Raw genomic sequence first — 25,733 nt, forward strand, 5'->3', positions numbered from 1 at the left:
GCTCAGAAATCTCGCTGCACATCAGTTCCCCGCATTTGCCACGCGCTCGAAATCCAAACCCAGCGTCGCTAGTTTTGCCACATTTCCATCGTCGTCAAGGTTGAACGTCACCGGCGTCACGCCTCCCAGGTCGCCCGCGTTCGCCACAAATGTGTCGTATTGAAAGTGCGTCAGTGCCGCTCGGACGGAATGAAACTGGAGAGTCAAATGATCGCCATCCACGGAAACAATGGCGTCGCCGTACGCTTTATTCCGATACGTTCCGGCATACGCTGCCAGGTCGTGCGTGGCTTTCGCGTTAGGATTTCGCTTTGCTTCCCACTCCTGCGTCTCCTTTTCATCCTCGCTCGCAAATGTCGCCGCGACTTTCGCGAAATGCGCCGTCCAGTCCTCGTCGGGAAGCTGCAGCAACTGGTCAATCAAATGGTATGCCAACCCCGCGCGCACCGGATTATGATCGAGATTGCTCAGAATCACGAAGCCTGTATGAATCTCCGGAATCAGCACGACCAGCGAAGCAAATCCATCGATATCCCCAGGGTGCATCACTAATTGGTGTCCGCGATAGTCGCCGATAAACCAACCCATCCCATAAGTCAATTGCATCGATTTCGGAAAGAAAAGGTCGAATTCGCCGCCCTGCGGTACGACGATTTGCGGAGTATGCATTTGCTTCATGCTTTTCTCCGAAATCAATCTTTTCCCATTCGCCACACCGTCGTTCAACTGCATCGCGATCCACTTCGCCATGTCCCCCACGCCGGCATTGATTGATCCGGCGGGCGCAACGTTGTCGATGTTCCGCCACGGGATCACGGCCACGGTCCCGTCCGGCTGCTTCATGTGCGGTGTGGCATGATCCGTCTCCCGCTGCGCGTCCACGGCGCTGAAATCCGCTCCGCGCATTCCCAGCGGCTCGAAAATGCGCTCGCGAACAAAATCCTGCCACGTTCCTCCGCTCGCTTCTCCTACGGCATAGCCGGCCGTCGCATACATCACATTTTGGTATTGAAAAATCGATCGAAATCCAGCCGCCGGTGGAATGTAGCGAACCCGGCGAATGATCTCGGGCGGCGAAAAGGTCGAGCCATACCAGAGCAAATCCGTCCCGCCCATTCCTGTGCGATGTGTCAGCAAATCCCGCATGGTCACGTTTTCATCCGCCAGCGGATCGTATAAATGAAACCAGGGAATGTAGTCATCCACTCGGTCGTCCCAGTGCATTTTCCCTTCGTCAACGAGAATCGCCGCCGAAGCCGCCGTGAACGCTTTCGTACACGAGCCGATATCAAACAGCGTCTCCGGCGTCACGGGTTGCTGCGTGTTGATGTCCCGCACGCCAAAGCCCTTCACGTACACCGCCCGGCCATTCTGCACAACCCCAATCGCCATTCCCGGAACTTTGTATTGCTTCATCGCGTTGGTGATGAAGCTGTCGAGCGAGATCCATAGCGCCGCGTCGCCTTGCGCTTGCGTCACGACCGAAATTCCCAGGAAGCACACCACAAGCGAGATCACGCGAGCCAGTTGTTTCGTCATTCCTCTTCTCCTATTCGCATAAGAGCGCGCATGTTATCACAGAGTCCGCACGAAGGCCGTCGCGCGAAAGAAACCGGCCAAAGTCCGTCAATAACGTGCGAAACGCACATAATCCTGTCGGCAAGCGCTGTGCAGCACAAGGTCCAGTCGTTTAGTTCCACTCTGCCAAAAATAAAAGCGGGCAGAACCGAAGTCCTGCCCGCTCCGCTTTCTCAATTTTCAAATTTCGCTTCAGCTTGCTGGTTTGGCCGCCGTCTTGGCCATGATCATCTTCACAGAAGTCACATGGATCGTATCCCCATCGACCGTCCCGTAGACGCGCACATGATGCGACGCGTGCTCGGCAACCGCCGACTGCGGATCGAGTTGATAGATCTTTTTCGTGTAATTATCGTAGAGCACCAGCTTTGACCCGCCAGCGACGCACTTCTTGATGCACGCTTCGTTCGTCGCCATCTTCATACCCATCGGCGCGCACTTGGCATCCATGACGTAGCCAGCGCGGAACGTTGTTTTGGCCGTCTGAGCCTTCTGTGCCGCCAGACCAGCCCCTGCCGCAAGCAAACATACTCCCAACGACAATACTGCACGCTTGATCATGTCTCTGCATCCTCCTCAGCCTAAGACATTTATCGGTCGTTTGTAGGCCGAATTCACTGATACTCTTGCACACCTTCAGCCATTTGTCCACTTGCGCGCCATTCTCAGATAGCGCAAGACATACTTTGAGGACTCCTTATTATTTCTGGTACGCTGGTGATATTGCAATCGCACGCTACTCTGCGTTACTCTCCTGCCAACATGAAATCTAGGTTAGCTGGGATTCTCCTCGCTGCGGTTGTCGCTTATTCTTCTTCAGTAGCGGTTCGCGCGCAGCAACCTCCCGCGCAAGCTCCCTCGTCGGGCTCGACGAAAGCTGCTCCGCCGGACTACAGCAAGGAAGCCGCCGTCGTCGAACAGGCGCGCATCAGTTTTCGTTTTGAAAATGACGGCTCAGGTGTCGAAGACCAGTATGCCCGCATTCGCATCCAGGGCGTCCAAGCCGTGCAAAACTGGGGCCAGTTGATGTTCGAATACAACGCTTCCACGGACAAGATCCATGTTGTATTCATCCGTGTCACCAAACCCGATGGTCATGTGGTGACTGCCGGGTCCGATGCCGTGCAGGACCTGAGCTCGCCCGTCGAGCGCATTGCCCCCGTTTATACGGACATTCGTCAGGTACACGTCACGGTCCCCGATCTGGGCGTCGGTGACACACTCGAATATCAAATCCACACGGACTCCGTTCAACCCATTGTCCCCGGTCAGTTTTTCATCAATTGGAATGCGAACAAAACCTACATCACGCTCGACGAATCATTTCAGGCCAACGTCCCGCGCGACCGTGAGATTCACATCAAGACTTCAAACGGCATCGCTCCACCTAAAATCGAAGATCAGGGCGACCGTCGCATCTACACTTGGAAATCTTCCTTCACCAAGCGTCCCGACGACTCCGGCGACACCACAAAAAAGACGAACAAGAACAGAGCTCCCGAGATTCCCGACGTACAGATTTCGACTTTCGCCAGTTGGCAGCGGGTCGGCCAGTGGTATGCGACCCTGGAAGCGCCTCGTGCTGCTGTCACTGATGCAATCCGTGCCAAAGCAGATGAATTGGTAAAGGGACAGACGACCGATCTCGCCAAAGCCAAGATCATCTACGACTACGTCTCAAAAAATATTCGTTACGTCAGCCTTTCCTTCGGCGTCGGCCGTTACCAGCCTCATCCTGCCGCAGACGTTCTCTCCAATCAGTATGGCGATTGCAAAGACAAGGCAACTCTCCTCGAGGCCCTTCTCGCTGCCGAAAAAATTCAATCGTATCCAGTTCTCATTAATTCATCGAGTAAAATTGATCCAGACATCCCCTCTCCTGCGCAGTTCGATCATCTCATTAACATCGTCGTCCTGGACGGCAAACCCGTTTGGGTGGATAGCACCCCCGGCGTCTCGCCCTTCGGCTTCTTGTTGCCCCAGCTTCTCGACAAGAAAGCCCTGGCGATTCCCTCCGCCACAACCTCTGCTCTCGAAGAAACTCCTCAAAATCCTCCCTTCATGCCCGAGCTTGACCTCAAGCTGGGAGGTAAAGTCGATTCCATCGGCGGTTTCCAAGGTACCCTCGAACTCTCCGGTACTGGCGAATTTGCAGTCGTGACGCGCGGCGTTCTCCGTACCGTCCCGCAGAATTACTGGCAGAAGGTCGCTGAAAACCTGTTGAAGGAATTGATTGCCGCGCAGGATCCGAAGGTGAGTGATTTTCACTTCACGGGCGTCGACGATCTCGACCAACCCATCGCTATCGACATCAGTTTCTCAACCTACAACTTTATCGACCTCAGTAAACAAGACATCGCGTTTTCTCTTCCCGGCCACGGTATTGATCTTAACGATGTCGATCAACCCGACGAAGGTTCTACCGACCCGCTCAAGCTCGGCGTCATTCATGATGAAACTGAGTTCTGGAGAATCATATTCCCTTCGCAAATCAAAGTTGCCCTTTCGGTCCCCATTCACGTCACTCGCGATTACGGCGAATATGAGTCCGACTATTCTCTGTCCGGCAACACCGTCATGGTCGAGCGCCATCTGATTTTGCGCAACGCCAAGCTTCCTTCCTCGCGCTACAACGATTTTGAGGCTTTTCGTAACGCCGTCACCTCGGACGAAAACCAGAAGCTCGCCCTCACCAATTCATCCCCGGGCTCTGGCGCGATTCCCGCGGAGATGTCTGCTGACGACCTTTACAATGCGGGTTTCGAAGCAGAAAACAGCCGGAACTACGCTCATGCAGCCCAGCTTTTTGCTGCGGCGGGCGCAAAAGATCCCGACCACAAGAACGTTTGGAACGCCCTCGGCCACGTATATAATGAAATGCGAGATTACGCCGACGCTGTCCCCGCGCTACAGAAGGCCATTTCAAAGAATCCGTATGACGACTTCGCATACAACAATCTTGGCAACTCCTATGAAGGGCTCGGTCGCTACGATGAAGCCGAATTGCAATTCCAGAAGCAAATCGAGGTCAATCCGCTCGATCGCTATGCGCACGCCAATCTCGCCGGCCTTTATCTTCAACAGAAAAAATACGAAGCCTCCCAAAAGGAATTTCAGACAGCTCTGAAAATCACTCCCAACAATTTCAATCTCAACGTGGGTCTGGGCTCCGCCGATCTCGGCTTGCATCAGGATGATGCGGCTCTCGCCGCTTTCCATGTCGCGCTGGAAAAGTCGCCTTCCCCAATGACCTGGAACAACGTTGCCTTTTATCTTGCCGACAACAATTCCCATCTCGATATCGCGCAGCAGTATTCTGAAAACTCCATTCGCGCCATCGAAGCGCAATTGAACGCCGCCTCGCTCGGCACCGTCGGCCCCACACAGGTTGGTCTGGTGCAAGTCATCGCAACCTTCTGGGACACCATGGGTTGGATCGAGTTCAAGCAAGGCAATTTGACGGCGGCGGAGAGTTATATTCTCTCTGCCTGGCTCATCATGGACGATGCGAGCATCGGTGATCATCTCGGGCAAATTTATGAAAAACAGAACCGCCGCGAAGATGCAATTCATGCCTACGCGCTGGCTTTAACTTACCCGAATCCGCCGGTCGACACGCGCGGCCGTCTGGCCAAACTTGTTGGCGAAAGTCGTGCTGATACCGCAATCTCCTTCGCCCACGCCGACCAGCGCCGTGAGATCACTATTGCCAATCCGCAGAAGCTCGACGGCTCCGCCGAGTTTTGGGTTCTTCTCACTGCAGGCACTCCGTTGCAAGGATCGGATGGCTTAAGCGCAGAAGTTGGGGATGTCAAATTCATTTCTGTAGTTAGCGATCCATCAAAACCGGCTGATGCCAAGCTGACTGCCGCACTGAGAAATTACTCCGCTTTACTTCTCAAGGCGAAGTTTCCGTATCATTTCCCCGTCACTCAGGCGACCCAACTGATCCTTCGCGGCGTTCTTGCGTGTTCGAGCGCTACCAATTCGTGCACATTCGACCCACTTCCGGGAGACCAAGCCATCCTTGCAACTGTCGCTTCTTCCTCCCAATTGCAATAGCGAACTGCACCCACCGCCGTCCCAATCCACGACCACTCCCTCTTGACCTCTATTTCGAGAGTGCTAGCCTCTTAGTGAGGTGCCGTGAGACAAATGGACATGCCCACAGCCCGTGCCGCAGCAGTCGCAGCCAAGCCCTCCGCGTCGTCGCGCGCGGCAGACTCCGCCCTAGCGGTCACGCATTTGCCTGTGCACTTTGCAGGATTCCACTCTGTCTCTAGGTGCCGTTTTTCGCAGTCGTTGGCTCTTTGGCTTGGATTCTGGCATCGGGGCTTGAACTGCCTTCAAAGCGGAAAACCGTCCGCAGGGGATCGCAAGTTGCCATTTCTAATCGCCACACGTCTGAAATTAGAATCGCCCGTAACTTATAGAAAACAAAGGCTCGGTCAATTTCTAATCGCCACATTTCGCACCCTATTTCGTTTTGCCGTTTTTACGCTCAGTTTCGTTCCGTGCGTCTTCTCGAGTCTCTTGCAACGCCCGGATTTCCTCCTTCGTCCAAATCGTTTCGCATTGGCGGCGAATTACTCGCCTGTTACAATAGGATTATAAAATTATGTCTGCGCTCACTCTTTACGAGAAGATTTGGAACTCTCACGTCGTTCGCGAAGTTCCCGGCCAGCCCTCCCTGATCTATATCGACCGCCATCTGATCCACGAGGGCACTTCTCCTCAAGCTTTCTCAGGGCTTAAGGCTGCTGGCCGCAAAGTCCGCCGCCCGGAATTGACCTTCGCCGTGATGGATCATTCCGTCTCCACGAAGAATCGTGACCTTCCTGTCCTCGATGCGGATGCCAACGGACAATTTAAGGCCCTCGCAAAAAATTGTGCTGAAACCGGCGTCCGTCTTTTTGATATGCACAGCCACAACCAAGGCATCGTGCATATCATCGGACCCGAACTGGGAATCACGCAGCCGGGCTTCATGATTGTTTGCGGCGACAGCCACACTTCCACGCACGGTGCGATGGGCGCGCTTGCCTTCGGCATCGGTACCAGCGAAATCGAGCACGTGCTCGCCACGCAGTGCCTATCGCAATTCAAATCGAGAACCACGCGCATTGATGTGAAAGGGAAACTCGGCAACGGCCTCGCGTCGAAGGACATTATTCTTGCGATCATCGGAAAATTGGGGATCGCCGGCGGCAACGGCCACGTTTTCGAATACACTGGCGAAGCAATTCGCGCGTTTTCGATGGAGGCGCGCATGACCATCTGCAATATGTCCATCGAAGGCGGCGCGCGCGCCGGGATGGTCGCGCCGGACGAAACGACTTTCGCATATCTCGAAGGCCGACCCTTTGTCCCGCGTGGAAAAGATTTTCAGGAGCGTGTGGAATACTGGAAAACTTTGCCGTCCGATCCCGGTGCGAAATTCGACGAAACGGTTGAGCTCGATGCTGCCTCGCTCGCTCCGCAGGTCACTTGGGGCACGAATCCCGGCATGGTCACGGACATCACCAAGCGTGTTCCCGACCCCTCCCTCTTCACGAACGAAAACGACCGCAAAGCCGCCGAGCGCGCCCTAGTTTACATGGACTTGAAGCCCGGCACGCCCATCACCGACATTTCGCTCGACCGCGTTTTCATCGGCTCCTGCACCAATTCCCGGCTCGAGGATCTCCGTCTGGCCGCGAAGCTCGTTGCCGGAAAGCACGTCGCAAAATCTTTGAAACAGGCGCTGGTTGTTCCGGGCTCGCGCCGCGTGAAAGCGCAAGCCGAAGAGGAAGGTCTCGACAAGATTTTCGTCGCCGCTGGATTCGAATGGCGCGACGCCGGATGCAGCATGTGCATCGGCATGAACGACGACGTTCTTCAGCCGCACGAACGCTGCGCCAGCACATCGAATCGCAATTTCGAAGGACGCCAGGGCAAAGACGGCCGCACGCATCTCGTCAGCCCTCTCATGGCCGCCGCAGCAGCGATCGAAGGCCATTTCGTCGACGTCCGCAAATGGCGCAACGGAAACTGAGGAGCCGCTTATGAAAACATTGAAGTTCACATACTGGAAAGATGGCAACTATTACCTGGGATTTCTGAACGACTATCCCGACTATGAAACCCAAGGAGAATCCAAAGAGGAATTGGTCAGCAATCTCAAGGATTTGCTTGGCGATATCGAATCGGGTGAAGTTCCTTACATTCGCAAGGTGGAAGAGTTAGTTGTCACCGAATGAAGCGACGCGATCTCGTACGGAAGCTCGAGGAGCGTGGCTGCGTTCTTGTTCGACACGGCGGGAGCCATGATTGGCACACAAATCCTAAGACGAAAAAATCTCAACCAGTGCCGCGCCACAATGAAATCCATGAAGGACTCGCAAAGTCCATCCTTCGGAAGCTCACGAGTGAATGATATGAGATTTGACGAAAGAGCAGAATGAAACCATTCACAAAACATACAGGCTTGGCGGCGCCGATGGACCGCGTCAATGTCGACACGGACCAAATGGTGCCCAAGCAATTCCTGAAATTCCTGACGCGCGAAGGCTACGGCAGCGTCCTCTTTTACGACTGGCGCTATTTACTCGGTGAAAAGCCGAATCCCGATTTTGCGCTGAACAAGCCGCGCTACAAAGGCGCTTCGATCTTGCTGGCGCGCGCGAATTTCGGATGCGGCTCCAGCCGTGAACACGCTCCCTGGGCCATCGGTGATTACGGCTTCCGCGCCATCATCGCGCCGAGTTACGCGGACATTTTTTACAACAACTGCCTCAAGAACGGCATCCTGCCCGTCACGCTTTCGGATGCCGACATGGATGAACTTTTTTCGCGCATCGAAAAAAACGAAGGCTACACGCTCACCGTCGATTTGGAAAATCAAACCGTCAGTGACGGCAAAGGTTTTCAGCGCTCTTTCGAAATCGATCCCTTCCGCAAGCGCTGTTTGCTCAAGGGCCTCGACGACATCGGCCTGACGCTCGAGCACGAAGCCGACATCGCCGCCTACGAAAAACGCGGCCTCCCCATCCCGCACATGATCGATCCGGTGGACATCAAGTTCTATTCCGAACCGAAGTGAATTTTTGTTCTCGGTTTTTTTAATGCTGAGAAGCAACAGCCATCTTGCAGGTGAAAACGCAGGCGGGCGGAAGATTTCGCCAGACTATTTTTGATTGCACGGAGCGAAAATAGCGGCTGAGCGTTGGCCGCAGACTTAACCGCCGCAGGCGCCCGTTGGCGAACTGCAGTCCATGAATGTATTGGTATTGCGTGAGGATTGTATCTTCATGCACGAAGGGCATGAGGCGCTGGAAAATGGTCTGGCGCTGGTCCTCGGACATAAAGCCCAGTCCGAGCGACGAGACTACCGCGTCGACCCGTTCGTAGCCCCGCTGCTTCAGCTCGGCATCCATGTTGGCGACATTCGCATTGATAAGCACCAGCCGGGGGTCTCTGAAGCTCCTTTTCAAATGCCGCCAGAAACGGAGATTGATCTCGAAGACGATCAAAGTGGAGGATGACGGCAACGCATTGAGCAGGGATTGCGTGATGGCGCCCGTTCCCGCGCCCAATTCGAGAACGACACGCGCGCGCGTGAAATCCAGCGGTGCGAGCATGGCGGAAGCGAGATGCGATGAACTCGGCGCGATGGCTGCCGTCGTATAGAAGTCAGCCAGCGCTTCCGCAGCGAATACGCGAAAACTCATGTGTCGGCGATCCACGCGTTAATATACGCAAATCTGGGAGCCGGGGTTCCAGACTCTACATCCACAACAGCTTGCAATATACACCAAGTGCGCGTTGGCGGCAGTCCGCTTTTCTTGGCAAGTTCATATTCGCATCGCGCAGCAATCCAAGGGGAGGCTCCTCTGCGCAGACCGCTATTGCGGGATGGGAGGTTTAAGAAGGCCGAAATCGATGAGGCCGTTGGCGACGAATTGCACAGCCAGTGCTACGAGAAGCAAACCCATGAGGCGCATGAGAATGCGAATTCCCGTTTGGCCCATATAGCGCCCCACACGATCCGCACCCGCTAAAACCAGAAATGCAGCTATCGATGAAATGGTGATTGCCGCGTAGACAACACCATGTTGCCACCATGTGTGCGATTCCCCGATAAGCACCATCACCGTGGAAATCGCGCCCGGCCCAGCGAGCATCGGCATTCCGAGCGGAATAATGCTCGCGTCTTCTTTTGCTGAGCCTTCTTGAGTTTCTTCCGGAGTGGTGCGCTGGCCGGATTGTCTTGCCTGCAGCATATCAATACCGATCTGGAGAAGAATGATTCCGCCAGCGATTTGGAAGGCGGGGAGAGTGATTCCGAATAGCTTGAAGATTAAACTGCCAGCGAGCGCGAATGTGCAGAGGACAATGCCGCAGGTCAATGCGGAGCGCTGCGCCATGCGACGGCGTTCACTCTCCGGAAAATCAACGGTCATCGAGAGGAAAAGCGGAATCACGGCGAACGGATCTACAAGGAAAAAGATAGACGTGAGAGCCAGGAGCGCGAATTCGAAGAATTGGGTTAGGGAATGTGGCATCTGCGAATCGCCCTTGTGTCGTCTTTATTTCATGTCGCGCAGCGAATTTGCCGAGCGCAAACGTAGCATTTTCGCGCCCGTGTGTATAGTCGCACAGCCATCATTATAAAAAAATCACATCGCGGCGGGTGATTTATGCTTACGATCTCTCGCTTGATGGCGACCAGGCGGAACGGCCGCGCCATAACAGCCAAGCGAGCGTTGCGCACATGCCGCACCAGCCGAGTGCGCGAACGACAGCGGCGATTTGCGTATCGTGATTGACAACGTGGACGCTAGAAAAAAGATAAAACCAGTCGTGAATGATGTAGCCGCTGTCACCTGCCGTGACTAATGGCAGTTGCTGAGTACGAGCATCGGCCATATAGGTCGCGATGGGCAAGAACTGTTCAAAGAAAAAAAAGGCGCAGAATGCTGTGCCGGTGACATGGCGCTTGAACGCAAAATAGACCGCGAGGGCAAATGGAACAAAAAGCTGCATGAACGTGCCACCGGCGATGTAAAGCCATTGGCTTCCGAACCAGCGAAAGAAAAGATGCCCGCCTTCGTGAATGGGGACGAAAACAACATCGATCATGAGTAAAGGACCCTGATGGCGATAGGCCTGATACAAAAACAACAAATAGAAAATCAACCAGACGGCGAGCGACCAGCGCGCAACAGGATTCCAGTCATCCGCGAGAGCATCCAAGAAAGGCATGCGTTCTGTGAACGAGTCGGGTAGACGCATTCGAAGCTGCATCTAATCTATCGCGATAAACAGCATGGGAGATAGCCCACAGCGGGAGGCGTGCACGATGAGGAACTACTGGTCGTAGATGCCGAAAATCCAGGGAATGCCGACGAAGCCGCCCTCGACGCGAACTTCGACCAGCTGGCCCTCGCGGAAGCGGTCGAAATCCTGGCGCGAGACAGCGATGCGCTCGACTCCACGGCCGTCGCGCCAGGAATCTACGATAAGTTGGTGCATCGGCAGAAGACCGGGCATGGCGAAGCGGCTGATCACGCTGGTCTCGTGATTCTGCGGGGAAGAATGGTCCAGCGAGCCATTGATGAATAACAGCGCGCCAAGCAACCACGGAACTGGAACGAGAGCGCGGAAGATGCGTTTGAGCAACTCGATTTCCTGGCCGCGAATCGAGAGACGTTCAACCCACATCGCAAGACCAACCGTCGCGAAAAATACGACGCCGATAAAGATGAGAATACCATCGAGTTCCAATGGAGGATAAAGGACGCAAGGAACGAAAAATGCGATGGCACCAACGAGAAAAATACCCAAGCGATTGACAAGGTCACGGCGGACCGAACGGCCGGCCTCGATGGAGTTCAAGCCGCAATGACCGCAAATGTCGGCCACGCGGTCGGCTCCGCAGTTGGCACAATGGGTCACGGATGGGAAAGTTTCCAGATGAGATGATTGAGATTCATTCTAGATTCCTGACTCATCCCCGTAAACTCAACCACCATCCCCGAATTGGCAACGGCCCGGCGCACGATACATTTTACATTGAGAACTTCAGGAAGCAGAACGCGCGCGGAAAATTCCGCGCGAGCCCAAAGCGGCTCTTGGGTTTCCAAGTACATTCCGGACAGACTGATATCGCGCAAGGTAGCGTTGATCGTCACGTTACCCCATGCGATTTGCACCGTGGCTTTGCAAGCGTAGCGCTCGTGACGACGCCGCTCGGATCCGTCCACTCATCCACCACTAAAGGTAAGATTAGCGCCCCAGAGAATCCTCGAAAGTGATGCTATGCGCGCACCTGTGGGGTGTCAATGATTATCAACAATTTGTGAGTAATAATTACCGGAGCCAAAGGCACATAACATAGCGACATCCCCGGGCAATATCTATCGTGAACCAGTGCGGAGTTGTTCGGACCAGGAACGATAGAAAAACAACCCCGAGAGAATCAACGCGAGGCCAATGAAGGAACGAATGGGCATAGCGATCAATAAATTCACGGTAAGAGCAATGGCACCGACTACGAAAAGGATCGGAATGATGGGATATCCCCAGGTTTTGTAAGGCCGCATCATACTGGGATCTTTGTGCCGCAACCAAATAACACCTGCAGTTTGCAGGCCATAAAAAATCCACTGTGCGAAGACATAGAGGTTGGCGAGCTGCTCAAATGTTCCCGTGAGAGCGAGCAAAGAAGCGATGGTAGCTTGAAAGAAAAGCGCGGGCACGGGCGTGAGAAACCTGGGATGCACGCCGCGGACGGCACGGAAAAACAATCCGTCGCGCGCCATGGCGTAATCCACGCGCGCGTTGGTCAACACTGAGGAATTGATGGAACCGAGCGCGCAGAGCATAGTCGCAATGGCGATCCAACTAGCGACATTGTGGCCAATGGCCTTCGCGACGACGTCGGCAGCGACAAAGGGTGAAGAGGCGACTTTGGCGAAAGGTAGGACGTAGAAGCAGACGGCGCTCATTCCCAAGTAGAGTGCACAAACCACCAGAACTCCGGCGAAAAGTGAGCGCGGAATATTGCGACCAGGGTCCTTGACCTCGGAGCCAACCATAGTGAGATTGGCCCAGCCGTCATAGGCCCAGAGCGCAGCAGCCATGGCCGTGAGAAAACCGGAGATGCTGGCGACGTTCGATCCCGGGCCGGGAAATGGATGGGAATTTGCATGACGTGCGAACGCAAACCCCAATGCGATAACGGCAAGAATTGCGGTGATTTTGATGACTGTGAGGGTAATCTGAATTTCGCCGCCGAGTTTAACGCTCAAACAATTCACCAGCGTGACTACGATGATGACGGCGACGGAAATGACTTGAGCCCAGGTTATGGCGAGTGGAACCGAATGGCTCGCCAACAGTGGAACATGCCAGACGAATATTGGCGCGGCCAATGCAGGGAAAAGAAAGCCTGCGAAACGGGCGAACCCTGCTGAAATTGTCGCGATGGCTACAGGACCACCCAGAACGGAATTCATCCAGCCGTACAAAAATCCCCAGACGCGCCCATAGGCGCGATCCAAGTACGCATAGGTGCCGCCGGCTTCGGGCATCGCTGCGCCCAACTCGGCTGCGCTCAGAGCGCCAAAAAGTGTGAGCACGCCAGCAATGATCCAAACCAACGTGACCAAACTCGCAGAGCCTGCCGATCGTGCCATCTCTGCGGGAACGATAAAGACGCCGGTGCCGATCGTCTGACCGATGACGATGGCGACAGCGGCCACCAGGCTCAAGTCACGGACCAAATCGAGCGGCTTTTTAGCGTTTGTGTTCATAAGGCGGCATCAGTGCCGGGATCGGAACTCAATTTTCTCGTTGCGCTCACAAGCGAGCCGACAGCGAAGGTGATGAGCGTGCCAGCAAGAACGTACCACGTCCAGGCCAACGGAGTGAAACGTTTGACAGCGATCATGCCGAGAAGACCAGCACACATGCCCACGATGGCGCCGCGGGCGGTGGCGCGATGATTCCAAATTACGAGCAGAAACGCTCCGAGCAGGCTTCCGTATGTGATTGAGGCGATCGTAAGGCCGGCGACGAGCACAGGCCCCCAGTGAATCAAGCCGAAAAGGCCGAGGAGGGCACCCCAAAAAACCGTCCACCAACGAGAGTGGCGTAATTGTCTGTCAGGGTCAAACGCGGAAACACCGCGCCAGGCTGAGAAATCGATCATGCTGGAAGAAGCAAGAGAATTGAGCGAACCACTCGCATTGGACATAGCCACCGCGAAGATTGAGGCGAGGACGATGCCGACGAGGCCCGCGGGCATTTGCGTGACGATGAATTCAGGGAAGATGCGATCTGGATCATTACCGGGAATCCCAAAGGGTATGTGCTGCCGATAGACAAATAGCATCACGCCGATGACGAGGAACAGCGCAAATTGAAAGAAAATAATCACTCCGCTTGCGAGCAGAGCTTTCTTGCTGTCGCGCTCGTTGCGCGCGGCAAGAAGTCGCTGAACCATGGTTTGATCCGTGCCGTGACTGGCCATGGTGAGAAATGTTCCTCCGATCACACCGGACCAGAACGTGTAGCTCTGCGTAAGGCTGAAATGGAAATCGAAGATGCGCAGTTTGCCGCCGGCGGCCGCGGCGGCATGAACGACTCCTGGCCAGGCAGCCGGAATGCGATGAAGCAAAAGGAAAAACGCGGCGACGGAACCTGCAATGTACAGGAAGAATTGCATCACGTCGGTCCAAATGACGGCGCGCATGCCACCCTGGAATGTGTAAAAAAGGGTGAGCAAAGTGATTACCAGGACTGAGACGCGATCGCCGGTGCCCAGGATGATGCTGACAACTTTTCCGATGGCCGCAAAGCGGACGCCCTCCGCCAGAGCGCGGGTGACGACGAAAATACTTGCGGCGGCGGATTTCGTGCGAGCGCCAAAGCGTTTTTCAAGGAGCTGGTAGGCAGTATAAAACTCGCCGCGAAAATACTGTGGTATTAGAATAATACAGAGAATGACGCGAGCCACCAGATAGCCCACCACGAGCTGGAGAAACGCCATGTCGCCGCCATAAGCGATGCCGGGCGTGCTGATGATCGTGAGTGTGGAAGTTTCCGTGGCAACGATGGAGCAGGCTAAGGCCCACCACGGAGCGGTGCGGCCGCCAAGAAAATAATCACGGATGGTATGCTGGCCACGGCGGTAGCGAGCACCGAATACCGTGACGCCGACGAGGTAGAGAACGATGATGGCAAGATCGATTGTGCCGATGCGCATGGGCGATGCCGGTGAAAGGGGCCGATGCTAACTGGCTTGTCTCGCGAGTGTCAAGCAAGGTAAGAGTTGCCGCAAGTGGAAGGAGCGAGTAAGGCCATGGCGATTTTCCTCGGTTTCGACGCGGGAGCAACTAAGACGGATTGTGTTCTGATCGACGGCACGGGCCGGCTTTTGAGTGAAGCGCGCGGAGGGGGAGCGAATCCACTGCGTTCCGGTTTTGCGAAGGCGTGCGGCGTGCTGGGCGAGTCTGCACAGCGTGCGCTTGCAGAGGCGCATGAGCGAGCGGAATCGGTTCGGGCGCTCTGCGCGGGAATTGCTGGCGCGGGAAGACCGCGTGTCGCGCGGCGAGTTCAGTCGTATTTCAGCCATGCGTTCCCGCAGTCGGTGATTCGCGTCACGACGGATATCGAGATTGCACTGGAAGCCGGACTAGGCGAAGACGCCGGGATTGTTGTGATCGCAGGGACAGGCTCGGCGGCGTGCGGGAGGAATTCCGGCGGACAATATGCGCGGGCCGGCGGCTGGGGTCCGTGGATTGGAGACGATGGCAGCGCGTACGATATTGGACGTCGGGCCGTCTACGCCGCACTTCGTGCACGGGACAGCGCAGCGCCCGCTTCGAGTTTGGCCGAGAAAATTCTTCTCGCGGAGAAGGCGCGCGACTGGGACGTGCTGATCGAACGGGTCGCGAGGCGCGCGGACAAAATTTTCCCTCAGCTTTTTGCGGTCGTGCGTGAAGCCGCGGATGAAGGAGACGCGATGGCGCAAGAAATTTTGACGACTTCGGCGAAATCGCTAGCGACACTGGCGCAAAGTGTAATCGAGAAATTGGGCATGAGGGAGCAGGTGTTTTCTCTGGTGAAATCTGGCGGAGCATTCGGACACTCGACGCGCTTCGATTCGGCGCTCGAAGACGAAATCATGCGGGTCGCACCGGGCGCGCGGCCAGCATCGCTACGCATTTCACCGGCGCGAGCTGCTGCTGAAATGGCCCGCAAGAGTCTCGGAAACGTCGCGGCGCATGGAGCCTGACTCAAAGCGGCAAATCCACGAGGCGAAGACAGCGTCGAGCGACGCCCTGCGAGCATTTCTTCACGAAACAAACGAAGAGATTTTGACCGCCATTCTCACAAATCCGAATTTGACAGAGAGTGATGTGTGCATTGTGCTCGAACGGCTGGAATTGACGCAGTCCATTCTAGGGGCGATCGCACAGCATCCTTCGTGGAAGAAAAATGAAGGCGTCCGGGTGCGTATGGTGAGGCATCCGCACTGCCCGCGGCGCATCGCGATAACCTTACTGCGACAGCTTTTTCTCTTTGATTTGGTCGAGGTGAGCTTGCTGCCCTCGGTGCCGGGAGAAATTCGACGGCTTGCGGAAGAGGTCCTCTTGCAGCGGCTTCCGCACTTGCCGATTGGAGAGAAACTGACGCTGGCACGGCGTGGGACGGCGCGAGTGGCATGCGGAATTCTTGGAGAGGGGCATCCTCAAGCGGCTTCCCTGGCACTGAATAATCCGTTTCTCAACGAAGCGCAAATCCTCCGTGTCCTAGCGCGCACTGGGGTGCATGAGCGCGTGGTCGCATCCATAGCGAAACATCCTCGATGGTCATGCGAATATAATGTCCGCATGGCGCTCATCCGGCATCCCGCAGCGCCGCTTGCTGCCGTGATGCGATTTTTGCCCGACATTACGATGCGCGATCTGCACGAACTCTCGGCGGCTGCGACATTGCCGGAGAATCTGCGCAGGTACATTCGACGAGAAGTTGCACGACGAGGAGGGGCTAAAGAATCACATCGAACCGTCGAAAAATGACTCCGGTGCGGTTCCTCGGCGAGGTGTGCGGTAGAAAGGAGAGAAGATGGCAGGAACGGCGAAGCGCGTGAATATGAAATGGTACATCGTGATTGCGGGAGTGATTTTTGTCGCACTGCTCGCGTATTCATCATTCCATCAAAGCGTTTACCGCTACCAGGTGTGCGTTGATTTTCACGGGCGTTCGCACTGTGCGGAAGCTTCCGGTACTAAACGCAGCGATGCGATTCGCACGGCGCAGGAAATTGACTGCGAACTCGTCGCGAACGGACGTGAAGAGAATATCTCCTGCCTGGATCAACAACCTTCCAGTGTGCGAGCGATTCCACCAAAATAGTTTGCTACGGCCGACGAGCTCTCGTGCTTGGCGATCCAGTTCCGCAGGCGGTGCGGAAGGATCGACGCGCGGACGAATCAACGGTGGCTTGCCGACTGCCTCGGGCGGGAAATCGCACTCATGCGTGCCACTAACAACAGAATCGCCGAGGCCGAGTGCATAGAAAATTTCCGTTGCGGAGGAAAGAAGCGAGACGATGCGCTTAGTGCGAGTTTGCCTTCGCGGGGTTCGCGGCTCAAGTTCAAGGTAAGGCGCGTGCGGTTGAAACCGGGAGAAGTCGGCAAAGACGAAGCCGTCGCGATGGACAACTTCACCGGCCTCTACAGAGATTGGAGCAGAAAACATCGGGCCGGCACAGACAAAAGTGTGAAATTCTCCATTTTCGCCACACGGATCCACAGAGGCAGGCAGGTCGGCCAGGAATTGCGAATCGAAAGCGCGGCCTGCGAAACTGGCATCGAGTTTCTTCGGATCGACGCACGTAATATAGGCGCGGAGGCCATCAGCAATCATTTCGCGCGCGAGAAACTCGGTATCGCGGCCTCAAAGAGGGAATACAGGGATCACGTGGCATTTCGCGAGATTTTCTTCACGATACTTGCGGATATCCTCCAAGAAAAGATCGCCGAAGATGACGTGCGTCACACCTTCAGCGCGAGCTTGAGACAGGGCAGCAGCCATGGCGTGCTCGTAGACTTCGTTGGGACACGGCGAGGGGATGGGAGCTTTCACGAGATGTAATCCCGCAGCTGCAGCTTGGGCTTCGAGGAGCGTTTCACGCACCGCGTGCATGGCGACGCGACTGTAGGTGCGATTCACAGTGGTGAGCAGGGCGACGACCTCTAAATCGCCGCGCTGGCGCGCAACATGCAGAGACCACGCACTATCCTTTCCGCTGCTCCAGGCAAGCCAGGCTTTTGGTTTACTCTGATTTGCTTCGTTGCGCGGTACGGCCATGCGATTTAGTCGGGGTAAATCAGGTATTTCGCGCGCATTTTGCGAAATTGGTCGAGATTATCCTGCCAATCCCATACGATGCGGGTAGGCGCCTCTCCAGATTTCAGTTTGGCGATAGTGTCGGCGTTGCCGATTAGCTCGATCATCTTGTCGAGCGAAAAGTGATCCGGGTAGAGCTTGTGCAGCGCCACGGCGATTTGCAAGCCCATGAGCATGGAATTCAGCGATGCGCGATCTGTGATGACGAGTGAAATCGCCTGGCAGAACTCGCCCGCGTAAAGGCCGGAGGTTGGCGTGAATTGCGTAGGAACGAAACGCACGCCAGGGACAAAATCGTGATTGAGCTCATCGGCGAGCTGAGACGCGTTAACCCATGGCGCGCCGAAGAGTTCAAATGGAGTATCGGTGCCTCGACCGACGGAAACGCCACCTGCTTGCAGAATTTCTATGCCGGGATAGAGAAGCGCGGCGTTGAGTGAACGCAGATTGGGAGAAGGTGCGATCCATGCAAGATCCGTCGTTTGGAAAGGATCCTCTCGATGCCAATCCTTCATGGCGACGACATGCAAGTCGGCACCGATTTTGTTTTCGGCGTTGAACATTTGTGCGAGCTCGCCCAGCGTCATCGCATAGCGAATGGGCATAGGGAAATAGCCGACGAAGTTCAATTTGTCGCGATCGAGCATGGGGCCCTCAATGGTGATGCCATCAAGAGGATCGGGACGGTCGAGAACATAAAATGAGATGTGGTGCTGCGCAGCCGCTTCCATTGCATAACTCATCGTGGTGATGAAGGTGTAGAAACGCACGCCCGCGTCTTGAATATCGTACACAAGGGCATCGATACCCTGCAGCATTTCGGGAGTGGGACGCCTCGTCTCGCCGTAGAGACTATAAATGGGCAGGCCGGTGGCAGCGTCCGTGGTCGAAGAAACGCTTGAATCGGCTTTGCCGAAAATGCCGTGCTCGGGACTATAAATGGCAACAAGCTTCACACCAGAAGCGTGTGCGAGAACATCAATCGTGCGCTTACCGGCGCGGTCAACGCCAGTTTGATTGGTGATGAGGCCGATGCGCTTGCCTGCGAGCGGTGCGAAATTTTCCTGCTCGAGGACGTCGATGCCGGTGGACGTTCGGTCGCTGCGATGGTAAATACCGTCGAGGCCGTAGGGGCGAACGGTATAGATGCTGCGCTCGACCTCGGAAGTTAAGTCATGAGTTTCGCCCACATTGAGGGCCGCGGCGACGACGGTAGCCACCTTGGCGCGGAGGCTCGATATCGCTGGACGCTCATAGGGATGGACAGCGTTGGTCAGCAAAATGATGAAAGTCTGGCTTGATGGATCGATCCAAACGGATGTGCCAGTGAAACCTGTGTGGCCATAGGAGCTGAGTGGGAAAAGGTCTCCGCGCGGCGAGGAATAGGCCGTGTCGATATCCCATCCGAGGCCGCGAACGTTGGGACTCCAAGGAGGCGTTTGCGGCGTCGTCATTTTGTGAACCGTGGCCGCTGAAAAAATGTGACCTGGACGGCCCGGGATGCGGCCGCCATCCAGAAGCATCTGACAGAAAATTGCCATGTCATCGGCGGTGGAGAAAAGTCCGGCGTGACCGGCCACGCCTCCAATAGCACGCGATCGCGGATCATGGACGACACCGCGCAGGACGTGCCCAAGACCCGAACCAGGCTTCGCTCCGGGCGGGAGATCGACTTCTTCGGTGGGTGCAATTCGCGGAATCCATGATGCGGGTGGCAAAAAACGAGTATGCATCATGCCAAGCGGCCTGTAAAAATTTTCCGCCGCGTATTCATCGAGGCGCTTGCCGGTGAGATGTTTTACGAGCTCGCCGAGTAGAATGAAATTCGTGTCGCTATAAATGAAGCGATCGCCGGGAGGGGCCATCAACGTCTCGGTGTCGATTTCCTTCATAAGTGCGCCTTCGCCCAGAAGCGCAGCGGAAAGAGGCGGATCGGGGGCAAAGCCGGAAGTGTGGGTAAGGAGCATGCGAATTGTGATTTGGGATTTGACGTCGTCTGCGCCATTCCCGGCGAATTCGGGCATGTAACGCACGAGCGGATCATTGAGGCGAATCTTGCCCCGCTCAAGAAGGCGCATAATCGAGGGCGTGGTGGCAAAAAGTTTGGTGAGTGAAGCGAGATCGAAAATCGTGTCGACGGTCATGAGCTCGCGATGAGGAATCAGCGCACGGTAGCCAAAGGCTTTGCGATAGATAACGCGGCCGCGATGGCTGACGAGTAGGACGGCACCGGGAATTTCGTCGTGGGCAACAGCATCATTGAGGATTGAATCGAGGACGGAAAGACTCGCGCCAGGCTTTCTCACCTGCGCAAGAGTTTTTGCCTTCCGCGCCTGCGCTAACACGGGTTGCACAGCGAGGGCGGCAAATGAGAAAAAAGCAACGATGCGAGTTTGAAACATCAATCGAGTGGATTTATTGTGTGCCATAGAACCGTGTGCTATATACAGCCGCAACATGCAAGCGTCAATGGTTGAATGCGCGCCAGGAGAACGAGCGGCACCCTGAATCGAATTGATTTTACACTCATGCGATCATGACTCCACGCACTACTGCCAGAAAAAAGAAAATAACGAAGCGACCCAAGGCGCAAAGCGGGGGAAAATGGGTTGAAACGACGCTGAAGAGAATGATGCTTGAGGAGAAGCTCGGGCAACTCGTGACGGTCAATTTTTGGGGCCGACTAACTTCGGTCGAGAGCTTTGAATATAAAGAACTCTTGCGGTTAGTCCGAGAAAAACATGTCGGTGGGATCATGGTGCAAGCGCGACGCACTCCGACAGGAATCGAGCGCAGCCAAGCGTATCCGACGGCGGCGCTGGCCAATGAGCTCCAGCAAGTGGCAAAAATTCCTCTGCTTGTTGCCGCTGATTTTGAGAACGGCACGGCGATGCGACTGTCGGACGGAACGGCATTCCCTACTGCAATGGCAGTTGCGGCCACAGGGGATGCGCACAATGCATATACGGTCGGCAAGATCACTGCGCTCGAGGCACTGGCAGCGGGAGTGAACTGGGTTTTCGCGCCCGTCGCGGATGTCAATGCAAATCCCGAAAATCCGATCATCAACACTCGGTCATTTGGTGAGGATCCTCAGCGCATTGCGGAATTTGTGGCGCAATATGTGCGTGGCGTTCAGGAGAACGGTGCTCTGGCAACGGCAAAACACTTTCCCGGCCACGGCGACGTGAGCGTGGACTCGCATCTGGCACTGCCTGTGGTCCCGCACCGCCTCGATGAATTGAATAAGATTGACCTGTTTCCTTTTCGCGCAGCAATTGACGTGGGCGTCGCGACGATCATGTCAGGACATCTCGCTGTGTCAGCACTGGAACCTGAGGGAGATGTGCCGGCAACAGTGTCGCGTCGCGTGCTGACGAACGTGCTGCGAAAGGATCTGAGATTTGCAGGAATTGCTGTGACGGACGCCCTCGATATGGGCGGGATAACAAAAATTGGTTCGTCTGCGGAGATTGCCGCACGCGCGATTGCAGCAGGCATCGACATGCTGCTAATTCCTCCGAACCCGGATGCGGCCATCGAGGGACTCCGGCGAGCGGTCGAGTCGGGCGAGTTGCCGCTGGGCCGAGTGGATGAGGCCGTGCGGAGAATATTGCGAGGGAAACTGCGGCTGAACCTCGACAAGCGACGAATGGTTGATTTAAATCAACTCAGTGCTGCCATTGGCAGGCCGGAATATAAAGCAGCTGCCCAGGAAATTGCTGATCGTGGAATCACTTTGTTGCGCGACGGCCAGAGGCTGCTGCCCCTCGATGCGAGGCGGGCACTGCGCGCGCTGCTTATTGTTATTTCCGTGGACCCCGATCCGTATCCGGGTGCACTGATCGAGAGTGAATTGCGCGAGCGGGTGAGTGAATTGCAAGTTATGCGCGCGGACGCGAAATATGCGCTGGCTGGCACTGCGCAACTGCCTAGCGCGGAAACTTATGATGTCGTTATCGTGGCCGTGTTCGTCCGTGTCGCGGATCGCAAAGGTTCGGTAGATCTTCCGATGGCGCAGGTTGCACTAATCGACAAAGTGCTGAGCACAGGAAAATCTTCGATCGTTGCTTGCTTCGGCAGCCCTTACGTCGTGGGGCACTTTGCGAATGTGAAAACGTGGATTGCCGGATTTGGAACGCAAGATGTGGTCCAGCGAGCGATGGTTCGGGCGATGTTTGGACAAATTGATATTCGCGGCAAAGTACCCGTGCGCATTCCAGGAGTTGCAAAACCGGGAGACGGCATGGAACTCGCGGCAAACCCTATGCGGCTCGAATGCGCGGGAGCCGCAATCGATACTCAACTGAAACCAGCATTCGATATTTTGAAGCGCGCCACAGAGGAACGTGCGTTTCCAGGAGGCGTGCTCGCCGTTGGGCATCAGGGAAAACTGCTTGTACATCCGTTTGGGAAACTGACCTACGACAAGAAAGCTGCCAAAGTAAGCACCCAGACGGTTTATGACCTGGCATCCCTGACGAAGCCTGTCGTGACAACTTCTGCTGTCATGGTGCTCACCGCCAAAGGGCTGCTGGACATTCACGCACCCATTTCGCGTTACCTGAACGAATGGCGAAACGGCCCTGATGTGAAGCTACGCGAGAAGGTGACCGTGCGCGACTTGCTGCTGCACACCTCAGGATTGCCAGCACATCGTGAATTTTACAGAACCGCGAAGGGGTCGCAAGATGTGCTGAAACTTGTTTGCATGGAGCCGCTGATCGCCGAGCCGGGAACGAGAATCGAATACTCGGACCTGGGCTTTATGCTGCTTGGGAAAATCGTCGAGCGGATTTCGGGCAAAACTCTTGATCAATTGGCGAACGAGAGGATTTTCACCCCGCTGGGGATGGAGCATTCGTGGTTTTCGCCGCCGCGAAACTTGCGCCTGCAGATTGCGCCGACGGAAGACGATGCCGCTTTCCGCAAACGGCATTTGCGTGGCGAAGTCGATGACGCAAATGCTTTCGCGATGGGCGGAGTCGCAGGGCACGCGGGTTTGTTCTCTACAGCTCAGGACCTGTCCATTTTTGCGCAGATGATGCTGAACGGCGGTGTGTATGCGCATCGGCGAGTGTTTCCGCGCGCTATAGCGAGCGAATTCACGAGGCGCGTGCACGTGGGCAATTCGGCTCGAGCGCTTGGCTGGGACGTCCCGACCGAAAATTCGTCCAGTGGGCTTTATTTTTCTCCCCAGAGCTACGGCCACAATGGATTCACGGGAACCTCAATATGGATCGACCCCCAAAAAGAGCTGTTTGTCATTCTGCTCACGAATCGGGTTCATCCCTTCGCGTCCAACGACAAGATTCGCGAAGTGCGCCCGGCCCTGCACAACGCTGTCCTTGAAGCGCTGGTTTTAGCCGCCAAAGAAAAGTAGGATCCCTAGATGACTGGCACGTCGCAATCCTCGCACGTTCCATCCATGTTGACGCCGTGGTTGCTTTATGGACGGTTATAATCCCTCCTGTGAATTCCGCCCGATCGCGATACGCTAGAACAGAGAAGTCCAACCCGCGTTCGCGGAATCTCGATCTGAAAACCACGCGGGAAATTGTACGGATTATTAACCGCGAAGATACCCTTGTTGCGACTGCGGTAGAGCGGGAGCTTCCGAAGATCGCGCGGGCCGTGGATGAGATTGTCGTAAGGCTGAAAAAAAACGGCCGGCTGTTTTACATAGGAGCAGGAACAAGCGGTCGGCTCGGGATTCTGGATGCATCGGAATGCCCGCCGACGTTCGGTGTGCAACGGACGATGGTGCAAGGAATCATTGCTGGAGGGAAACGAGCCATTACAGAGTCCGTCGAGGGCGCAGAAGACGACGCGAACGCCGGAGCCCAGGAGTTGCGAACGCGGAAATTGACGCGACACGACGTTGTCGTCGGCCTTGCCGCCAGTGGATCGACACCATTCGTTCTTGCTAGCCTCAAGTTCGCCCGCAGGCACAGAGCGTACACAATTGCGGTCACCACGAACCGAAAAACCCCAATTTCGCGCGCGGCGCATTTGACGATCGCCCCGCTGACGGGACCGGAAGTCATCGCCGGTTCGACGAGGATGAAATCGGGAACGGCGCAGAAGATGGTGCTGAACATGCTTTCTACCACGGCGATGGTTCGTCTCGGCCACATCTACGACAATTGGATGATCGATGTGGCGAAGACAAATCAGAAGTTACGGCAAAGAGCGCTGAGGAATCTGGCTGAAGCCACGGGTACGACTCTGTTGACTGCGAGACACGCACTGGGTCAAGCAGGAGACGATTCGCGTGTGGCGGTGGTGATGCTGAAGGCCAGGCTGGATGCGAGGACAGCGCGAGCCAGATTGGCGGCTTATCATGGCAACATACGTGAAGCCATTGCGAGTGCGGGTCGCTCCGCGCGTGTCGCGGCGCAGAACTGAGAAGGCGATGGACCGATTCAAAATCGAGGGCGGGAAGCGGCTGGAAGGAACCGTGCGGATCAGCGGCGCCAAGAATGCTGCTCTTCCGATCATGGCCGCAGCGCTATTGACCTCGGAAAAAGTCCACCTCGACAATGTGCCGCGCGTACGCGACATCATCACGATGGCAAAGCTGCTGGCGCACATGAAAGCGCACGTCGTCGCGCAGGATCTTCCGCCATCCGCGATGACTATTCAAACGGAAGAGATCTCACATACGGAAGCACCGTACGAATTGGTGAAGACTATGCGGGCGTCTGTGCTGACGCTGGGACCGCTGGTCGCGAGATTTGGTTATGCGCGTGTCTCGCTCCCTGGGGGATGCGCGATTGGCGCACGGCCGATCGATTTGCATATCCAGGCCCTCGAAAAAATGGGGGCAAGTATAAACATCGACCACGGATATGTCGAAGCGCGAGCCAACCGGGTGCGCGGCGCGGAGATTCATTTCGACAAAATCACCGTTACTGGAACGGAAAACATACTGATGGCAGCGACGCTGGCCGAAGGAGAGACGGTACTGACCAACTGCGCGCGCGAGCCAGAGGTGACCGATTTAGCTGACCTACTGATCAAAATGGGGGCAAGAATCGAAGGCGCAGGCACATCGATGATTCGCGTGCATGGCGTTGCGAAACTCCATGGCGCGACGCACAAAGTGATCCCCGACCGCATCGAAGCTGGAACTTTCCTAGTTGCAGGAGCAATTACTCGCGGCGAGATTCTACTCACTAACTGCGAGCCAAAACATTTGAGCGCCATCATCGGCAAGCTCCACGAGTGTGGCGTTGAGATTACTCCCGAAGGCGGCAGCAGTCTGCGCGTGCGAGTCCCCGCAAAGCTGCGCGGAGCGGACGTGACAACGGAGGAATATCCCGGATTCGCAACGGATATGCAGGCGCAGTATCTGGCGCTGGCGACGCAAGCGGAAGGCACATCCGTCATCACGGAGACAATTTTCGAGAATCGATTCATGCATGCAAGCGAGATACTACGCATGGGCGCAAATATAGAGATCGAAGACCGCAAGGCCATCGTCCACGGACCCACGCCGCTGAGTGGGGCGACGATCATCGCTTCGGATTTGCGCGCGAGCGCGTCGCTGGTGCTTGCGGGGCTCGTTGCCGACAACACAACGTATATAGACCGCGTCTATCACATCGATAGAGGATACGAGAGGATTGAAAACAAACTGCGCGCGCTGGGCGCGCGGATTGAGCGCATCAATTAGGCGCAAATCCAACAGACGCGTTGCCGAGTTCTTTGATCGCTTCGAACCGTTCTGCAAACAGCCGTTTCCGACCAGA

19 protein-coding genes and 2 pseudogenes are annotated in these 25,733 nt (G+C 55.7%); 9 read left to right on the top strand and 12 right to left on the bottom strand.

Features of this window, described 5'->3' with window-relative positions:
- Window positions 1–21 precede the first annotated feature (21 nt).
- Both VGR81_07040 and VGR81_07045 read right to left on the bottom strand, forming a co-directional pair.
- A complete protein-coding gene (locus VGR81_07040; GenBank protein HEV2288691.1) occupies window positions 22–1,539 on the bottom strand; it encodes a serine hydrolase in 1,518 nt (505 codons plus the stop codon).
- A gap of 231 nt (window positions 1,540–1,770) precedes the next feature.
- Window positions 1,771–2,139, bottom strand: coding sequence for a hypothetical protein (locus tag VGR81_07045; GenBank protein HEV2288692.1), 369 nt, complete (start codon window positions 2,137–2,139; stop codon window positions 1,771–1,773).
- A gap of 201 nt (window positions 2,140–2,340) precedes the next feature.
- On the opposite strand from VGR81_07045, the gene VGR81_07050 reads away from it, so the two are divergent.
- From VGR81_07050 to leuD, 4 genes are all read left to right on the top strand, one after another.
- Window positions 2,341–5,640 carry a DUF3857 domain-containing protein gene (locus VGR81_07050; GenBank protein HEV2288693.1) on the top strand — a complete coding sequence of 1,100 codons (3,300 nt, stop codon included), beginning with the start codon at window positions 2,341–2,343 and terminating at the stop codon, window positions 5,638–5,640.
- Between the two features lie 556 nt (window positions 5,641–6,196).
- Window positions 6,197–7,612, top strand: a complete 1,416-nt coding sequence (leuC, locus tag VGR81_07055; protein ID HEV2288694.1) for a 3-isopropylmalate dehydratase large subunit — start codon at window positions 6,197–6,199, stop codon at window positions 7,610–7,612.
- Between the two features lie 10 nt (window positions 7,613–7,622).
- Window positions 7,623–7,817 (top strand): hypothetical protein, encoded by a 195-nt coding sequence (locus VGR81_07060; protein HEV2288695.1) that lies wholly within the window; start codon window positions 7,623–7,625, stop codon window positions 7,815–7,817.
- Window positions 7,818–8,017: 200 nt separating this feature from the next.
- Window positions 8,018–8,659 carry a 3-isopropylmalate dehydratase small subunit gene (gene leuD, locus VGR81_07065; protein HEV2288696.1) on the top strand — a complete coding sequence of 214 codons (642 nt, stop codon included), beginning with the start codon at window positions 8,018–8,020 and terminating at the stop codon, window positions 8,657–8,659.
- 19 nt (window positions 8,660–8,678) lie between these two features.
- Here leuD and VGR81_07070 read toward each other — a convergent pair whose 3' ends face one another.
- From VGR81_07070 to VGR81_07100, 7 genes are all read right to left on the bottom strand, one after another.
- A complete protein-coding gene (locus VGR81_07070; protein ID HEV2288697.1) occupies window positions 8,679–9,287 on the bottom strand; it encodes a methyltransferase domain-containing protein in 609 nt (202 codons plus the stop codon).
- 174 nt (window positions 9,288–9,461) lie between these two features.
- Window positions 9,462–10,121: a MarC family protein gene (locus VGR81_07075; protein ID HEV2288698.1), complete on the bottom strand. Its 660-nt coding sequence runs from the start codon at window positions 10,119–10,121 to the stop codon at window positions 9,462–9,464.
- Between the two features lie 139 nt (window positions 10,122–10,260).
- Window positions 10,261–10,851 (bottom strand): hypothetical protein, encoded by a 591-nt coding sequence (locus VGR81_07080; GenBank protein ID HEV2288699.1) that lies wholly within the window; start codon window positions 10,849–10,851, stop codon window positions 10,261–10,263.
- A 75-nt stretch (window positions 10,852–10,926) separates the two neighbouring features.
- A complete protein-coding gene (locus VGR81_07085) occupies window positions 10,927–11,481 on the bottom strand; it encodes a hypothetical protein (GenBank protein ID HEV2288700.1) in 555 nt (184 codons plus the stop codon).
- Window positions 11,482–11,510: 29 nt separating this feature from the next.
- Complete coding sequence (locus tag VGR81_07090) at window positions 11,511–11,822, bottom strand: PilZ domain-containing protein (protein HEV2288701.1); 312 nt, start codon at window positions 11,820–11,822, stop codon at window positions 11,511–11,513.
- Window positions 11,823–11,975: 153 nt separating this feature from the next.
- Window positions 11,976–13,373, bottom strand: coding sequence for an amino acid permease (locus VGR81_07095; protein HEV2288702.1), 1,398 nt, complete (start codon window positions 13,371–13,373; stop codon window positions 11,976–11,978).
- Window positions 13,370–14,827 carry a sodium:solute symporter gene (locus tag VGR81_07100; GenBank protein ID HEV2288703.1) on the bottom strand — a complete coding sequence of 486 codons (1,458 nt, stop codon included), beginning with the start codon at window positions 14,825–14,827 and terminating at the stop codon, window positions 13,370–13,372. Before VGR81_07100 ends, VGR81_07095 begins: the two co-directional genes overlap by 4 nt.
- 96 nt (window positions 14,828–14,923) lie before the next feature.
- Between VGR81_07100 and VGR81_07105 the strand changes: the two genes are divergently transcribed.
- Together VGR81_07105 and VGR81_07110 are read left to right on the top strand one after the other, a co-directional pair.
- Complete coding sequence (locus tag VGR81_07105; GenBank protein HEV2288704.1) at window positions 14,924–15,859, top strand: BadF/BadG/BcrA/BcrD ATPase family protein; 936 nt, start codon at window positions 14,924–14,926, stop codon at window positions 15,857–15,859.
- Window positions 15,849–16,646 carry a hypothetical protein gene (locus tag VGR81_07110; protein ID HEV2288705.1) on the top strand — a complete coding sequence of 266 codons (798 nt, stop codon included), beginning with the start codon at window positions 15,849–15,851 and terminating at the stop codon, window positions 16,644–16,646. Before VGR81_07105 ends, VGR81_07110 begins: the two co-directional genes overlap by 11 nt.
- 412 nt (window positions 16,647–17,058) lie before the next feature.
- On the opposite strand, the pseudogene VGR81_07115 reads toward VGR81_07110, so the two are convergent.
- From VGR81_07115 to VGR81_07125, 3 genes and pseudogenes are all read right to left on the bottom strand, one after another.
- Window positions 17,059–17,181 (bottom strand): annotated as a pseudogene (locus VGR81_07115) (BtuF-related (seleno)protein).
- A 108-nt stretch (window positions 17,182–17,289) separates the two neighbouring features.
- Window positions 17,290–17,940, bottom strand: a pseudogene (locus VGR81_07120) (hypothetical protein).
- Window positions 17,941–17,945: 5 nt separating this feature from the next.
- Window positions 17,946–20,381, bottom strand: a complete 2,436-nt coding sequence (locus tag VGR81_07125) for an exo-beta-N-acetylmuramidase NamZ domain-containing protein (protein HEV2288706.1) — start codon at window positions 20,379–20,381, stop codon at window positions 17,946–17,948.
- A gap of 227 nt (window positions 20,382–20,608) precedes the next feature.
- Between VGR81_07125 and VGR81_07130 the strand changes: the two genes are divergently transcribed.
- From VGR81_07130 to murA, 3 genes are all read left to right on the top strand, one after another.
- Entirely contained in the window at window positions 20,609–23,362 is a 2,754-nt protein-coding gene (locus tag VGR81_07130) for a glycoside hydrolase family 3 N-terminal domain-containing protein (GenBank protein HEV2288707.1), read from the top strand.
- 89 nt (window positions 23,363–23,451) lie between these two features.
- Window positions 23,452–24,387, top strand: coding sequence for an N-acetylmuramic acid 6-phosphate etherase (gene murQ / locus VGR81_07135; GenBank protein ID HEV2288708.1), 936 nt, complete (start codon window positions 23,452–23,454; stop codon window positions 24,385–24,387).
- 7 nt (window positions 24,388–24,394) lie between these two features.
- Window positions 24,395–25,657 carry a UDP-N-acetylglucosamine 1-carboxyvinyltransferase gene (murA, locus tag VGR81_07140; protein ID HEV2288709.1) on the top strand — a complete coding sequence of 421 codons (1,263 nt, stop codon included), beginning with the start codon at window positions 24,395–24,397 and terminating at the stop codon, window positions 25,655–25,657.
- The last annotated feature ends 76 nt before the right edge of the window (window positions 25,658–25,733 follow it).

This window comes from Candidatus Acidiferrales bacterium (assembly GCA_035934015.1).
GTDB lineage: Bacteria > Acidobacteriota > Terriglobia > Acidiferrales > UBA7541 > DAHUXN01.

Coding starts and splice junctions, on each gene's coding strand:
- VGR81_07040 (HEV2288691.1), bottom strand. CDS start 1,539: ATGACGAAACAACTGGCTCGCGTGATCTCGCTTGTGGTGTGCTTCCTG.
- VGR81_07045 (HEV2288692.1), bottom strand. CDS start 2,139: ATGATCAAGCGTGCAGTATTGTCGTTGGGAGTATGTTTGCTTGCGGCA.
- VGR81_07050 (HEV2288693.1), top strand. CDS start 2,341: ATGAAATCTAGGTTAGCTGGGATTCTCCTCGCTGCGGTTGTCGCTTAT.
- leuC (HEV2288694.1), top strand. CDS start 6,197: ATGTCTGCGCTCACTCTTTACGAGAAGATTTGGAACTCTCACGTCGTT.
- VGR81_07060 (HEV2288695.1), top strand. CDS start 7,623: ATGAAAACATTGAAGTTCACATACTGGAAAGATGGCAACTATTACCTG.
- leuD (HEV2288696.1), top strand. CDS start 8,018: ATGAAACCATTCACAAAACATACAGGCTTGGCGGCGCCGATGGACCGC.
- VGR81_07070 (HEV2288697.1), bottom strand. CDS start 9,287: ATGAGTTTTCGCGTATTCGCTGCGGAAGCGCTGGCTGACTTCTATACG.
- VGR81_07075 (HEV2288698.1), bottom strand. CDS start 10,121: ATGCCACATTCCCTAACCCAATTCTTCGAATTCGCGCTCCTGGCTCTC.
- VGR81_07080 (HEV2288699.1), bottom strand. CDS start 10,851: ATGCGTCTACCCGACTCGTTCACAGAACGCATGCCTTTCTTGGATGCT.
- VGR81_07095 (HEV2288702.1), bottom strand. CDS start 13,373: ATGAACACAAACGCTAAAAAGCCGCTCGATTTGGTCCGTGACTTGAGC.
- VGR81_07100 (HEV2288703.1), bottom strand. CDS start 14,827: ATGCGCATCGGCACAATCGATCTTGCCATCATCGTTCTCTACCTCGTC.
- VGR81_07105 (HEV2288704.1), top strand. CDS start 14,924: ATGGCGATTTTCCTCGGTTTCGACGCGGGAGCAACTAAGACGGATTGT.
- VGR81_07110 (HEV2288705.1), top strand. CDS start 15,849: ATGGAGCCTGACTCAAAGCGGCAAATCCACGAGGCGAAGACAGCGTCG.
- VGR81_07125 (HEV2288706.1), bottom strand. CDS start 20,381: ATGTTTCAAACTCGCATCGTTGCTTTTTTCTCATTTGCCGCCCTCGCT.
- VGR81_07130 (HEV2288707.1), top strand. CDS start 20,609: ATGATGCTTGAGGAGAAGCTCGGGCAACTCGTGACGGTCAATTTTTGG.
- murA (HEV2288709.1), top strand. CDS start 24,395: ATGGACCGATTCAAAATCGAGGGCGGGAAGCGGCTGGAAGGAACCGTG.